At 41.9% G+C, this 14,664-nt stretch carries 11 protein-coding genes and 2 pseudogenes; 7 read left to right on the plus strand and 6 right to left on the minus strand.

Annotated features, from left to right (window positions below):
* Positions 1-76: 76 nt before the first annotated feature.
* The 3 genes and pseudogenes from macB to GKR74_RS15990 form a co-directional block, all read right to left on the minus strand.
* Positions 77-2,020 (minus strand): macrolide ABC transporter ATP-binding protein/permease MacB, encoded by a 1,944-nt coding sequence (gene macB, locus GKR74_RS15980; protein WP_154604453.1) that lies wholly within the window; start codon positions 2,018-2,020, stop codon positions 77-79.
* A 2-nt stretch (positions 2,021-2,022) separates the two neighbouring features.
* Positions 2,023-3,132, minus strand: coding sequence for a macrolide transporter subunit MacA (gene macA / locus GKR74_RS15985; RefSeq protein ID WP_154604324.1), 1,110 nt, complete (start codon positions 3,130-3,132; stop codon positions 2,023-2,025).
* Between the two features lie 63 nt (positions 3,133-3,195).
* Positions 3,196-4,905: pseudogene (locus GKR74_RS15990) on the minus strand (DUF2813 domain-containing protein).
* A gap of 428 nt (positions 4,906-5,333) precedes the next feature.
* On the opposite strand from GKR74_RS15990, the gene GKR74_RS15995 reads away from it, so the two are divergent.
* The 7 genes and pseudogenes from GKR74_RS15995 to GKR74_RS16025 all read left to right on the plus strand — a co-directional run bounded on the left by GKR74_RS15995 (position 5,334) and on the right by GKR74_RS16025 (position 12,387).
* Positions 5,334-6,233: a lysine exporter LysO family protein gene (locus GKR74_RS15995; RefSeq protein ID WP_036951864.1), complete on the plus strand. Its 900-nt coding sequence runs from the start codon at positions 5,334-5,336 to the stop codon at positions 6,231-6,233.
* A 51-nt stretch (positions 6,234-6,284) separates the two neighbouring features.
* The gene (locus GKR74_RS16000) at positions 6,285-7,766 is read left to right on the plus strand and encodes a DUF2867 domain-containing protein (protein WP_154604326.1); all 1,482 of its coding nucleotides are present in this window, start codon (positions 6,285-6,287) and stop codon (positions 7,764-7,766) included.
* Between the two features lie 99 nt (positions 7,767-7,865).
* Complete coding sequence (gene artP, locus GKR74_RS16005; protein ID WP_154604327.1) at positions 7,866-8,594, plus strand: arginine ABC transporter ATP-binding protein ArtP; 729 nt, start codon at positions 7,866-7,868, stop codon at positions 8,592-8,594.
* Positions 8,595-8,630: 36 nt separating this feature from the next.
* Complete coding sequence (gene artJ / locus GKR74_RS16010) at positions 8,631-9,374, plus strand: arginine ABC transporter substrate-binding protein (protein WP_132494435.1); 744 nt, start codon at positions 8,631-8,633, stop codon at positions 9,372-9,374.
* Positions 9,375-9,386: 12 nt separating this feature from the next.
* A pseudogene (gene artQ, locus GKR74_RS16015) lies at positions 9,387-10,136 on the plus strand (arginine ABC transporter permease ArtQ).
* Positions 10,124-10,792, plus strand: a complete 669-nt coding sequence (artM, locus tag GKR74_RS16020) for an arginine ABC transporter permease ArtM (RefSeq protein WP_036951879.1) — start codon at positions 10,124-10,126, stop codon at positions 10,790-10,792. Before artQ ends, artM begins: the two are co-directional and overlap by 13 nt.
* A 194-nt stretch (positions 10,793-10,986) precedes the next feature.
* Complete coding sequence (locus GKR74_RS16025; protein WP_154604328.1) at positions 10,987-12,387, plus strand: hypothetical protein; 1,401 nt, start codon at positions 10,987-10,989, stop codon at positions 12,385-12,387.
* Positions 12,388-12,411: 24 nt separating this feature from the next.
* Here the strand turns inward: GKR74_RS16025 and rlmC are convergent, their stop codons facing one another.
* The 3 genes from rlmC to GKR74_RS16040 all read right to left on the minus strand — a co-directional run bounded on the left by rlmC (position 12,412) and on the right by GKR74_RS16040 (position 14,577).
* Positions 12,412-13,539 carry a 23S rRNA (uracil(747)-C(5))-methyltransferase RlmC gene (gene rlmC, locus GKR74_RS16030; RefSeq protein WP_154604329.1) on the minus strand — a complete coding sequence of 376 codons (1,128 nt, stop codon included), beginning with the start codon at positions 13,537-13,539 and terminating at the stop codon, positions 12,412-12,414.
* Positions 13,540-13,546: 7 nt separating this feature from the next.
* Positions 13,547-14,065, minus strand: coding sequence for a YbjN domain-containing protein (locus GKR74_RS16035; RefSeq protein ID WP_036951887.1), 519 nt, complete (start codon positions 14,063-14,065; stop codon positions 13,547-13,549).
* Between the two features lie 155 nt (positions 14,066-14,220).
* Complete coding sequence (locus tag GKR74_RS16040) at positions 14,221-14,577, minus strand: YbjC family protein (protein ID WP_154604330.1); 357 nt, start codon at positions 14,575-14,577, stop codon at positions 14,221-14,223.
* Positions 14,578-14,664 lie beyond the last annotated feature (87 nt).

Here is a 14,664-nt window from a genome sequence, read left to right on the forward strand (position 1 = left end):
ATAAATTGCGTATTTGGTGAGAAAAAAGTTGTAGAGATCCCCTCTACAACTTTTCAAATAATCACGAATTGATAAATTACTCTCTTGCTAATGCGTCAATTGGGTTTAATCTCGCCGCATTTCTTGCTGGTAGGAAACCAAAAATAATCCCAATCGCCGTTGAACACGCAAATGCACTGACGAGTGCAATAGGATCAAAGGCAAATGTCCAACCCGGCAGCGCCATTTGAGCAATCAAACTGACGCCATAAGATAAGCCAATTCCCATTAAGCCACCAATAAGGCACACTAACACGGCTTCAATAAGAAATTGCTGCATCACATCCATCGTACGGGCGCCTACCGCCATACGAATACCAATTTCACGAGTTCTTTCCGTGACAGACACCAACATAATATTCATCACACCAATCCCCCCAACCACAAGCGAAATGACAGCGACTAAAGTCAAAAAGAGCTGCATAGTTTGGGTGGTTTTTTCCGCTGTTTTGACCAACGTATCAATGTTATAGGTAAAAATATCCTTCTTACCGTGACGCAATGTCAGCAAGCGGGTCAGTTGCTGCTCAGCGACTTTCGCATCAATACCATCCTTCACTCTCACCACAATACTGTCATAGTAAGAACGATTAATCAGCTTACTGTTAATGGTTGTATCGGGTAAAAACACTTCTAGGCTTTTGCTGGAACCAAAAATTGATTTTTGCTCCCCTAAGACACCAATTACTGTCGCGGGCATATTTCCGATAAGCAATATCTCACCCACGACATTCTGTTTGTTCGGAAAAAAGCGTCGTTTCGTATTACCGTCAATCACCACCACAGGCGCACGCCGATCAAGCATATCCTGAGTAAATCCCATCCCTTCAGCGAATTTATTACCATAAACTTGGAAATAACCTACCCCCACTCCTGCGACTCGAGCCACCGCATCTAAATTACCTTTACGTAATCGAGCAGAGGTATCAATGGAACCCGTCACCGACTGAACATAAGGCTGCTGAGCAATGGCAGAAATATCAGAGGCTTTCAACGCTTGTCGATTTTCTGGGTCATCACTACCAAAATCTTTTCCGGGATACACCGAAATTGTATTGGTACCAATCGATTTAATATCATTCAATACCATCCCTTTGGCCGCATCACCAATCACCATGATGGATACCACTGAGGCAATCCCAATCACAATTCCCAGCATGGTCAGCAAGGTGCGCATTTTATTCACCACCATCGCGCGCCACGCCATTAGTAAGGCTTCACTGAATCGACTAATCCATTGCCCTAATGGATTTTTCTTCATCGCAACTTTTGCCGGAAACTCCACTTTCTTCATTGCTAGCACACCAGAATCATTGATGATTTCGCCATCTTTGATTTCAACGATCCGCTCTGCTTGTTGCGCGACTTTCGGGTCATGGGTAACGATGATCACCGTATGCCCTTGGGCACAAAGATCTTTTAAGATCTTCATGACCTCTTCCCCCGAATGGCTATCCAGCGCACCCGTCGGCTCATCCGCCAAAATAACCTGTCCACCATTCATCAGAGCGCGAGCAATACTGACTCTTTGTTGCTGTCCACCCGATAATTGGCTTGGGCGATAATTGACTCGCTCACCTAAGCCTAAACGCTGAAGTAATTGTTCCGCTCGTTCCTGGCGCTGAGACTTGCCTGCTCCCGCATAAATAGCGGGGATTTCGACATTTTGCTCAGCACTCAAATGGCTCAGTAAATGGTAACGCTGAAAGATAAAACCAAAATGTTCACGTCGTAATTGTGCCAACTGGTCATTATCTAAGGTCGCAATATTTTGCCCTGCAACGAAATATTCCCCTGATGAGGGTTTATCCAAGCATCCCAAAATATTCATCAGCGTCGATTTTCCCGACCCCGATGCCCCAATAATCGCCACCATTTCACCGGCATTTATTTTCAGCGAAACATCTTTGAGTACCGTGATCTCCTGTTCACCCGCAGGATAGCGCCGCGTAATGTTATGCAGCTCAAGTAAAGTCGTCATCATTACGATTCCGTCTCGCTGCTGCGACCGACGATGACCTTATCCCCTTCCTTTAACCCGCTAATCACTTCCACAGAGACATCATTGCGGCTGCCAATTTCAACGTTTCTCTTTTGCGGGATCCCGTCATTCAAGACTTCCACTTCATAGACTTGTGGAGTGACTTCGTTTCCTAACGCCAATAATGGAAGGAGCAGCACATTTTTATGGGATTCAAGCTCAATCACCACCTGTGCGGTCATTTGTAGCTTTAAAAGATGTTGAGGGTTTGGCACTTCAAAACGTGCATAGTAGAAAATTGCATCGTTAATTTTTTCAGGGGTCGGGAGGATATCTTTCAGTTTTCCCGCGAATTTTTTATCTGGGGCACCTAACACGGTAAAAGACGCACTTTGTCCCGGTTCGAGGTAGATAACATCCGCTTCGGAAACTTCCGCTTTAACCAACATCGTATCCAAATCAGCTAGCGTCAAAATCGTTGGTGCCTCTTGAGCGGCAATCACCGTTTGCCCTTGTAATGTCTTGATAAACGTCACAATACCATCCATTGGTGCTGTAATTTGGGTGTATTTCAGATTCGTTTTTGCGGTATCTAAAGAGGCACGATTACGTTTAATCTGCGACTGATACGTAGCCACTTTCGCTTTATTCACTTCCACATCAGTTCTGGCTTTATCCAGCTCTTGCTGAGCCACCGCTTGCACTTTTGATAGGCTTAAATGACGTTGGTAAGTCACTTGCGAAAGCTTTAGTTCAGCCTGAGCCAATGCCAAATTGGATTCTAACTCATGAATAGTTTCTTGAGATTCAGTGACTTCGTTTTGCGCTTTTTGCGGATCAATAACGGCGAGCAGATCGCCTTTTTTAACGGTATCACCTTCTTTGACATACAGTGTTTGTAGCTGGCCGCTAACCTGCGCCCCCACATCCACTTTACGCACAGCATCTAATTTACCCGTCGCCATAACCCGCTTATCGAGGTCACCACGAGTCACATCAACTGTTTGGTAGCTCTCTGGCTGCTGGTTACCAAGAAAAAACCATGCGGTCACCAGCGCCGCGAGTAGGACAAATATGCCATAAATCCATTTTTTTCTTGATACTGCCTTCATTAACTCTATTCCTATTTTCAATCAGAGGGCCGCCCCTCTCTTGAAAATAAGATAGCTGAATAATTATCACTCTTCACTAAACAGATTTAAGATTAACTGCAATTTATATCAATACGCCTTACCGCGCGCCAACCATGCGACTCTTGAGAACATATTTCTCAGAGCCGATGGTACTGCTTCAGGGCCTAATTCAGCGGCACGGTTTACGGTCGCCAGTGCTAAGTCTGGTTTTGACGTCCGTGCAATCGCTTTTAAAATCACACGGCGAGTGGATACTCGGGCATTTTCAGGAATTTCTGCAATTTCATGATACAAACCTTGAAACCCTTCGCGATACAGAAAATGTTCCATATCCGGTGCTGGTAACATGGTTAACCGATCTCTATCTGGCGAATTAATTTTGTTGGCATAATGCGTCGCTGTTGCGGCATATTTTCGCCCTGCTTCATCCCCATCAGTTAATACATGCCATTCAATGCCCATTTTATTGGCAAATTTTAATAACGGTTTTAAGCCACTTTGTGCAAAGGCAATTACCTTAATTCCTTCTGTTTCGAAGAAATAATTACACTGCCTCGCAAATTCACTCATTAGCCAAATTTCCGTTTCTCCCTCAACCAGTAGCCAACAACGGGCAAATAATGCGGAAGGTCGATTAAAACGAATATGGAAAGAGATTTTACGTAGCTCTTCAGCACTTAAATCCTGCGGGTTCAAACGATACGCAGATACTTTATTCGTATCACGAACGAGTCGGCATAAGCTATCAATTGGCGCTTGGGAAAGTAAATCGCCAGAATTGGTTGTGGTGATCCGCTGCAAGGAGAACAAGCTAAACAGCCCCCACGCAATAGACAACATAATAGGATGTAACCGTGTTTCAGGGTCTTCCACAATAATAATTGGGCGAGCATGTTTATCCAGCTCAATATTCCCTTTAGATTGCAGTAATGACGAAAACATCCCTAGGATAATCAGACGAATATTACGCTGGTTCGGCTTCGCAATTAATCGGTTAATATTATCCAATGCCTGCCAACCTCGCTTACGAGGCTCGATACTAATCATTGGATTATCCGTTTTCACCATATGACCACTTTTCCCTGAAAAGTAGTGGCTCAGCAATTGCTGCATCGCGTCCACCCCATCTTCAAGATCATTATCACTTAAGCGTTCCGGATTATTCACCAGCGCCATGGTCAATTCTTTAATCTGATGATTAAAGTTTTCACGGAAATTGTTACTTCCGCTGACTATCGTCTCGGGGTTTATACTATTTAAGAAACGCGCATCTCGTAAGCGGATTACGGGATATAAACGGACAATTTCTTTAATATACTTACCCACATTATCGAGGGATAACTTATTTCCCCCAGAATTTAAGAAGCATTTATCTACCGCAACACTGTTATCGTCTTTTAGTTCCGCACTCACTCGGAATAAAATATGTTTTAAGTCATCTCCATTATCAACCCAAACAGAAGCAAGATTTTGGAAACGATATGAATGATGGCGACCCGGGCGACTCTCACAGAACTTTAAGACAATCTGCAAAGTACGAAAACGTGTTTCATCATCCCCTGTTGGATGGTGAAAATCATTAGCTGTGAATTGGTATTCGCGATGTTCGGGAGAGAGCAAAATATCTAAAGCATCGAGTAAACTGGATTTACCCCATGAGTTTTCTCCGATCAGAACGGTATTATTATTGAGTTCTAAAGAAAGTCGGTTGATCCCTCTAAATCCGTATATTTCCACACGTTCCAGATACATATCTCTCTCCTTGCTATCGAAAACTGAGTTTGATTGTAACATCCTGACCGCTCAAGGATCCGTGAAACAACCTGAACTATCGCAAATAAAAGCTTACTCATTAAGCCGATTAATTACTATACGAGTCAACATAGTACAAAAAAAACACGTTACGATACATGTCCCTGTATTGAGCTTATTTATTTGGTGATATAGGATGTTTATGCTTTATTTTCCAGCATTTTTCTCCTATTTTTAGTTAATCAGCCATTGAAAAATATTTATCACCTGCGTGATATTTAGCATCACAGGCTAAATTTATTCATGTTTCGATAGCAATGTTCATGAATATTTAAATATAATCTGTTGTTTATATTGGCATAAGTTTATATTTGCATAAATTAGTGTAGTTAATGCAGTAAAACAAAATGAAATAAAAGGGCACTAACATGTATTCTGGCTTGCTGATTATTCTTTTACCTCTGTTTCTGGGTTACTTGATACCCATAAAAAATAAAAATGTGCTTCATCGAGTTCATCAGTCTTTAAATTCGATGGTGTACGTCATTTTATTTTTAATGGGTATTACCCTTGCTTTGCTTGAAAACCTCAGCGCACATTTAGTGTCCATCTTAATTTATGCCCTGACCTTCTTCGCCTGCATTTTTGGCCTCAATGCGCTTTCTTTAATTCTCCTGGATAAACTTGATCCGTGGAAAGTCCCACAGCACAAGCAAGAAAAGCCCCCTTCACGTATCAAAATGGTGTTTGAATCCTTGCAACTGTGTGGTGTCTTGCTCATTGGCTTTTTGGTGGGATTAACTGGATTTAAATTCTTACATTATGCGGATAAAGGCAGCCAAGTGGCGCTAATGTTGCTGCTGTTACTGGTTGGGGTACAACTGCGTAATAGTGGAATGCATATTCGACAAATTTTAATTAACCGCCGAGGAACCACTATTGCCTTAGTCATGGGAGTGAGCGCCCTTATCGGTGGGGCAGCCGCAGCCTTTTTCCTTGGCCTTCCTATCAAAATGGGGTTAGCTATCGCCTCTGGATTCGGTTGGTATTCACTTACCGGTATCTTAATTACCGATGCCTATGGCCCCGTGATGGGCAGCGCTGCATTTTTTAATGACCTATTGCGCGAATTGACTGCCATCATGTTGATTCCGTTAATTATTAATCGCTATCGCTCTACTGCATTGGGCATTTGTGGCTCTACGTCTATGGACTTTACTTTACCGGTATTGCAGCGCAGTGGTGGCGTGTCGATTGTCCCCGCCGCTATCGTTCATGGCTTCGTTTTAAGTCTAATTACGCCAATCCTTATGGCCTTCTTTACATAAGTAGAATTTCAGTCACAATAGCCGTTAATTTAGGTATCACAGGAAATTAACATGACGGGTAAACAACGAGTTTTAGTACTAGGCGCCAGTGGCTATATTGGGCAAAATTTAATTCCTAAATTATTGGAAGAAGGTCATGAAGTCACTGCTGCTGCCCGACGTGTAGACTGGATGCTGTCTCAAGGTTGGTCAGATACTCGCTGTATCTATGTGGATTTACACCAGCCTGAAACCCTGAAAAATATCATGGATGAGGTGGATATTGTTTACTTCCTCGTTCATAGCATGGCGGATCAAGCCAACCTTATTGAACGTGAACGTGAAGCGGCGCGCAATGTACAAAATGCACTGCAAGGCTCTAACGTCAAGCAGGTGATTTATCTCAGCGCACTGCAACACGGGCATACTTATTCCCCGCATTTAATTGCCAGACGCTTAACAGGGGAAATTCTGCGCGAAAGTGGTATTCCTGTGACTGAGATCCGCGCATCCATTATCGTTGGTTCAGGCTCTGCGGCCTTCGAAATTATGCGGGATATGGTGTATAACCTCGCCATTTTGACGCCGCCGCGTTGGGTTCGTTCAAAGTCATCCCCAATTGCCCTTGAAAATATCCTGTATTACCTCACGCAATTAGCCCAACTCCCCGTTACAGAAAGCCGAGTATTAGATGCGGGTGGCCCTGAATACATAAGCTACCAAGAGCTCTTCAAACGCTTTATTAAAGTCTCTGGAAAGCGCCGTTTGTTAATTCCAATTCCGATCCCTGTCAGTATGATCTCCGTGCACTTTATTAGTTTGATAACTTCTGTGCCGCCCACGATTGCCAAAGAGTTGATCCAAGGCTTACAACACGACCTGCCTGCGGACGATAAACTCATTCGCGAACTTATCCCGCAAACGCTGATTTCATTTGATGACGCGGTCAGAACCACATTAGCGGAAGAAGCCAGCGCCATTGATAACTCAGATTGGGGTTACGATCCTGAGGTAAGAAAACGCTGGAGACCGGGTTACGGCTACTACCCTAAACAAGCGGGCTTTACTTTTAGTACCACTGCAACCACAGAATCGCTCTGGCATACCGTCCAGCAAATTGGTGGAAAAGAAGGTTATTTTTACGCCAATATCCTTTGGAAAACACGCGCCATTATGGACGATATGATGTTGAATAAAGTCAAATATGGCAGACCTGATCGTGACACCTTACAGGTTGGTGATGAAGTTGATGGCTGGCGAGTCATTAATATGGAGCCAAATAAGCAACTTAGCTTGCTTTTTGGTATGAAAGCACCCGGTTTAGGTCGATTGACTTTCACTATTCATGATAGTGGAAATCTACGTTCAATTGATGTTCGTGCATGGTGGCACCCAGCGGGTTTCAGCGGATTACTCTATTGGTTTGCGATGATGCCAGCTCATTTGTTCATCTTTAAAGGAATGGCTAAGCGTATTAGTGAATTGGCGATTCAACGGGACAAAAAGCTTGTGACAGCGCCGATAGCGGAAGATAGCTCCAATAAGCCAGAATAAATTTAGCGTAAAAAACCAAATTTTTATGCATAAAACATTGCATAAATATGCTTACAGGATTAATATCGCGGGTAGTTAATTTAGATATTATTGGTAAGCATGAGCATTCAATTAAAAAACATAAACTGTTTCTACGGTAACCATCAGGCACTCTTTGATATCAACTTAGAGTGCTCTGCTGGTGAAACCATGGTATTACTCGGGCCAAGCGGCGCAGGGAAAAGCTCCTTACTGCGCGTACTGAACCTGCTAGAAATGCCACGTTCAGGTCAACTCAATGTTGCCAACCATACTTTTGATTTTGCCAAAGCACCAGATGCGAAAGCTATTCGCGATCTGCGCCAAAACGTAGGCATGGTTTTCCAGCAATATAATCTTTGGCCTCACTTAAGTGTGATGGATAACCTAATTGAAGCGCCATGCCGCGTTTTGAAGTTATCCAAACAGCAAGCCCAAGAAAAAGCCGCTAAGCTATTAGAGCGTTTACGTTTATCGCAATTTGCTGACCGCTATCCCCTGCATTTATCCGGCGGCCAACAACAGCGTGTCGCGATTGCTCGCGCCTTAATGATGGAACCACAAGTTCTGTTATTTGATGAGCCAACAGCCGCACTTGACCCTGAAATCACAGCGCAAGTGGTGGACATTATTCGTGAACTTTCAGCAACGGGGATCACCCAGGTTATCGTGACCCATGAAGTTGAAATTGCCCGTAAAACCGCAAGCCGTGTGGTCTATATGGAAAACGGTCATATTGTAGAGCAAGGAGATGCTAGCCACTTCGCTGCACCTCAAACCGAAGCATTTGCAAATTATCTATCCCATTAATAGATTCTGTCCCACTAATAGATATAGGATTAAGCAATGAAAAAATTATTATTAGCTACATTATTAGGCGCTGTAACCCTATCTGCGGCGGCGGCGGAAAAAGAGACTATCCGTTTTGCAACTGAAGCCACTTATGCCCCATTTGAAATGTTTGATAAAAACAACCAAATCGTAGGTTTTGACGTGGATCTGGCAAATGCAATGTGTGAAAAAATGAATGCAACCTGCACATTCACGCACCAATCTTTTGATAGCTTAATCCCAAGCCTGAAATTCCGTCGCTTTGAAGCGTTAATGGCGGGTATCGATATTACCCCTGAGCGTCAACAACAAGTGGATTTCACCGAAACTTACTATCCGAACTCCGCTGAATTTATTGCAGTAAAAGATAAAGTTACTGCTGTTGACCAGTTAAAAGGTAAAAAAATCGGGGTACAAAACGGTACCACACACCAGAAATACATTCTGGAACAACATAAAGATATGACGGTTGTCCCATATGATAACTACCAATCTGCCATTTTAGATCTGCAAAACGGTCGTATTAATGCGGTCTTCGGTGACACTGCCGTTGCTGATGAGTGGTTAAAAGCGAAAGGTAATGAAAACTTAGCGGCTGTGGGCGACAAAGTGACCGATCCACAATACTTTGGTATTGGTTTAGGTATCGCGGTTCGTAAAGGCAACAAAGAGTTGCTTGATAAGATGAACAAAGCCTTATCTGAAGTTAAAGCCGATGGCACCTACGATGCTATCCATAAAAAATGGTTTCAACAGTAGTCGATATAATTAATGAATGATTTATTCTTTTTAGCAAGTGCCGCCGGTATTACCGTCGGCCTTGCCGTTTTAGCGCTAGTCCTTGGATTGGTTCTCGCAATGCTATTTACCGCATGGGAATCTGTTCGGTTCAAACCTCTCGCCTTTTTAGGAACCTGCTGGGTCACGCTGATCCGTGGTTTACCTGAACTACTGGTGGTGCTGTTTGTCTATTTTGGAACGCTCCAGCTCATTAACCTGTTAGGTGATGGTATCGCCATTAACTTAGGTTTCTGGCAAGGTACATTCCAAATTGATCCGAGCATTTTCTTTGCTGACAGCGGCGAATTTGACTACACGCCATTCTTCTGTGGTGTGGTTGCGCTTGCACTGTTATATGCTTCTTACGCCTCACAGACCTTGCGTGGTGCCTTGAAAGCGGTGCCTTATGGTCAATGGGAAGCGGGATTGGCTCTTGGATTAAGCAAACGTACCATTTTCTTTCGCTATATCATGCCGCAAATGTGGCGTCATGCCCTGCCGGGCTTAGGTAACCAATGGCTAGTGTTACTCAAAGATACCGCGTTAGTCTCCTTAATTAGCGTCAACGACTTAATGCTACAGACCAAAACCATTGTGAACCGTACCCATGAACCGTTTACTTGGTACGCCATTGTGGGACTGATTTACCTTGCTATCACCCTATTAAGCCAATTGGTGCTAAAACGTATTGAACTGCGCACCACACGTTTTGAACGGAGTGATGCGAAATGATCGATTTAATTCTACAAATATTACCGGGATTACCGACCAGCTTGTCACTGACCTTCAGTGCATTATTGGTGGCTTTTATCTTAGCCATCTTCTTTACGCTGATCTTATCCCTCAAAACTCCCGTCATTTCACAAGCGGTTAAGGTGTATATCACCCTATTCACCGGCACGCCCTTATTGGTGCAGTTTTTCTTGATTTATAATGGCCCGAGCCAATTTAAGTCACTGCAAGATTACCCAATGCTGTGGGAATTTATTTCGACGCCATGGGTTTGTGCGATGGTGGCATTAGCATTAAACAGCGCAGCCTATTCCACGCTGTTATTCCATGGAGCGGTAAAAGCCATTCCGTCGGGTCAGTGGCAATCTTGCCAAGCGTTGGGTATGAATAAGCTGCAAACCATGCGGATTATTCTCCCTTATGCGTTTAAACGTTCACTTTCATCCTATTCCAACGAAGTGGTACTGATTTTCAAAAGTACCTCTCTCGCCAGTACCATTACGATGCTGGATATTATGGGCTACAGTAGCCAAGTATTTGGGCAAACATGGGATGTTATGGCGTTCGTCGCGGCAGGGATTATCTATCTTGTGGTAAACGCGATTCTGACGTTAATTATGCGTCTGATTGAGCGTAAAGCACTGGCATTTGAACATCGTAGCTAATTTAGCTTACCATTGCGTTCATAAACTCATTGTTTTTACACATAAAAAAGCTTGGTTCAACACCAAGCTTTTTTTATATGAAAAATATACATAGCCAATTATTTTTGTATATATTGATTTTTGAAAGATAGAACCTTTTTGTATTGGTAGTATGAATTATTGCAAAATAATACTGATTAAATAAGGTTATCTATATGATTACACAGGTTAAATTTTCCATTCCTTTTCAACAAGCGCCTATTGTTGATTACATCGCAACGAATATTCCCAGTCTATTTGAAAATAAACTTGTCAAAGTCTCAAATATTGGTCCTATTCAAGCGGGTATTTGCCGTGGTCTTTCCACTTGTTTTCTGATGCATGAGAACAATAACCGTGGCACGCAATATATAGAGAAGATAAATGAGTCCTTGGACACTCTAACCCATTCTGAAGAGCCTCAAGATACACTCGATGAGTATCTTTTAAATTTAACTAAAAAAATTAAACTCGCAGAGTTTAACGTTCTAATTCATCAAGCCATCAATGAGCAAATAGATTATGGGAATGCCACTGAATTAAATAATCTATCACTCGATATAAATAATTTCACACTTAGAGAGATAGGTGCTCAGGAAGAAAATATTGAATATTTGGTTAACTTACTTCAAATACCCGAAATCACTCAAAAATTAAATGAACCCGATACGTTTCTCACTGACTATAATTTTCCTGCCAATATAGAGCATTACATAAATAAAATATTGAATAAAGATAATACTGACCATTTATATTTATCCAGTGAAAATGTAGAAAAAATCAACGAGAAATTATCGAACAAAAAACCATTAACCATAAATGACGCCAAGCTAATTCTAACCTCGTTTTTTCTACATGAAGTAGACAGAATCACCCTTATATCAGCGGCTAGGAAAGTGTATTCCGGATTAATCAATGACAATAGCTATACACTAAAAGATAGACACAATACTAACCATGATGGCGAGTTAAAAACACTCTCTCAAATTGAACTTGATATCGATGAATCGATAAAAAACAATGCCTACTATTACTGCCTTCTCGCTAGCCTAAATCACTGTATGGCCATATCCGTGCAGCGTTGCCATCAAAAAGTAATATATAAATTTTTTGATCCTAATGAAGGAATTTTAATTTCAGAAGATAGCTACGAATTTTTCAATCAATTGTTCCAAATTTTCAATGAGTTTAATATCAATGGGAAAACTGAGCGTTCTTATGCTGGTCACACTCTGCTTAATGTCAGACTTATTCAGAAAAAAACTGATAGTCACAATAGAATAAAATTATTCTCACTGACCAATAATGAAATCCAAGACAATATAAAAAAATCTCTAATAAAAAACAAAATAGAAATTACATTATCAGAAAATTTCAAAATGAAGCTAAAACACCATGACTCAATAAACAGTGAAACCCAATTGTCGATTGTGGGGTTGAAGAGGAAATGGAACATCTACACAACTGAAACGGATGTTGAAAAGATGATATTAACCGTTGCTGAAAAGCTCCCATTAATAAAAAACAAAAAAGGTAATTTGTCTATTGATGAATATGGAGAAATTCATAATAGATAGGCGCAAGCCTATCTATTCTAATCACTATTTTCGCTTCAATAAGCTCAATACTTCATAGTGTGCGGTATGCGGGAACATATCAAACAGTTGAACTTTGCAAACTTCGTATCCTGATAATAACTCAAAGTCTTGCGCCATGGTTTGGGCATTGCAGCTCGAATAGAGAATATATTCCAGATGCATATCGGATAAATAGTTGCATAAATTCTTACCGATACCGCGGCGTGGTGGATTCACCAATACTAAATCAGGAATATCTTGGCGACTGGTGGCAAAATTGGTTGAATCTAATGCTTGGAATTCCACATGCTGCAAACCCAGCTCTTGAGCAGACTGGCGAGCGCACTCAATAGCGGGCGCACTAATTTCAATACCCGTTAGCCTGGTCGTCTTATCCGCGCAATGCAAACCAAAGCCACCCACACCGCAAAACAGATCCCACAAGCTGGATATATTCAGCGCTTTGACCCATTCTCTGGCTGTTTGATATAGCTGTGCAGCCACAATAGGGTTGGTTTGGAAAAAACTTTGCGGGCGAATAAACAGAGGAACTTGGTTAAACTCATCCCTCAGCACATGTTGCTCAGTGAACATAATTTCCTGCTCACCTTCTAAAATAGCCATATGTACGGGCTGAATATTGGCAGTGATCACGGCCAATTGCGGCAATTTTTCTTGTAACCAAGGTAATGCTTTTTGTAATTGATCAATTTTTTTATCGGAGCGCAAGACAAAACGCAACATAAATTGTTTGGTATGCCAGCTTTGAGTCAGCAAAATATATTTTAGCTCACCGCGCTTACGTTCAATGTTATAGGGGGTTAACCCAGCTCTCGCGATAAAAGGCATAAGCTGCGCGAAGATTTCTGAAAATTCAGCGGGATATAACGGGCACTCCGTTAAACTAACAGCATCTCCATCACGGTTAACAATACCCAAAATCGGTTTTTCAACACTACCACTGACAACCATTTTGGCTTTATTGCGAAATCCTTCAAATGGCCCCGTCACTGGCGTCAAAAATAAAGATGACGCCAAAGAAGGCAATAAAGATTGCAGATTATCTTGTTTACGGGAAATTTGCTGTTCTGGCGATAATTCTAGCCACTGACAGGAGCGACATTCTCCTGCCAAATATTTTTCACAATGCATAGGGTATTTAGTGAATAATCACGGAAGGTTTATCATCAAGGTCGGATTCAGTATCGTCATCATTATCATCCGACTCTAACTCTTCATATTCATCTTGGTTAGCATAAAGCAGATTATTACTGAAAATTTCAAACACAATACCGGAAATTTGCTCTTCGGCTTGCTGTAAGAAATGGCTAAATTGGCGATAGGTAATCCCAGCCTCTAACGAAAATGATTGGCTAACCACCAATTTAGGTAGGTTTTCATTATTAATTTCGAGAAAAACTTTTGCCGTTAATGAGCTGGCGTTAATTTGGCTAATATTTGCCACCAACGTAATAATCGCGGTAGGTTTAAGTTCCGCCAGTGCTGAGAGTACTAACACATTATTAATAATGTCTAATTTAGCATCAAAGATCCCATCAATATTTTGCATATGAGGGAGATGCAAAGCAGCACAAGAATCACACTCGAAATAAGAGGTTTTGAGTTGGTCGAGCCACTCACGTAGTTGTGAGATATCTGGGTAACAAATAGAATCCATGATCAATAACCTTCTTCAACTCAAAATAGCGATATACCAAAAATAACCATATTCGTGCCAACCAAGCACTCATACTAATAATTCATTCTAACAAATAGAAAGCGGACAATTTTCACACATAGCCAGTCTAAACACCAGTAAAACCATGCCCTGCTCTACTTTTCGTCTGGTTTATCATCATCTCGTGTCGCCTCTTTTGGTTGATTACGACGATCACGACTCGCACCACCCGATTTATTATCAATGCCCAAAAAAGTAAGGCCATGAACGGCTCGCCAGATAATATTGATCATCGCTGGGATTAAACACCCCATTCCAACCAGCACCATAGAGACAATCGCGCCAGAGCTGGCTAGCCATTCCGGCAGCGTAATATAGTCATTAGTGGCAAGTAATACGGTGATTAGTAATAATATTCCGATACCCTCAAGAAATAGAACGGGTTTTGGCATATCCGCTAGTGAGCGCATCGTCCCTTTAGTCTCTTTTATGGGTTTTTGCTGTTGTTCCATGATGTTTTCCTTCGTTTTATTACCTTATATTGACAGTATCGTCACCACCACTAGCAAATTATATAGACTGCCTATAGCTATGAAAGG

The sequence above is a fragment of the Providencia sp. wls1914 genome (genome assembly GCF_009706645.1).
Taxonomy (GTDB): domain Bacteria; phylum Pseudomonadota; class Gammaproteobacteria; order Enterobacterales; family Enterobacteriaceae; genus Providencia; species Providencia zhijiangensis.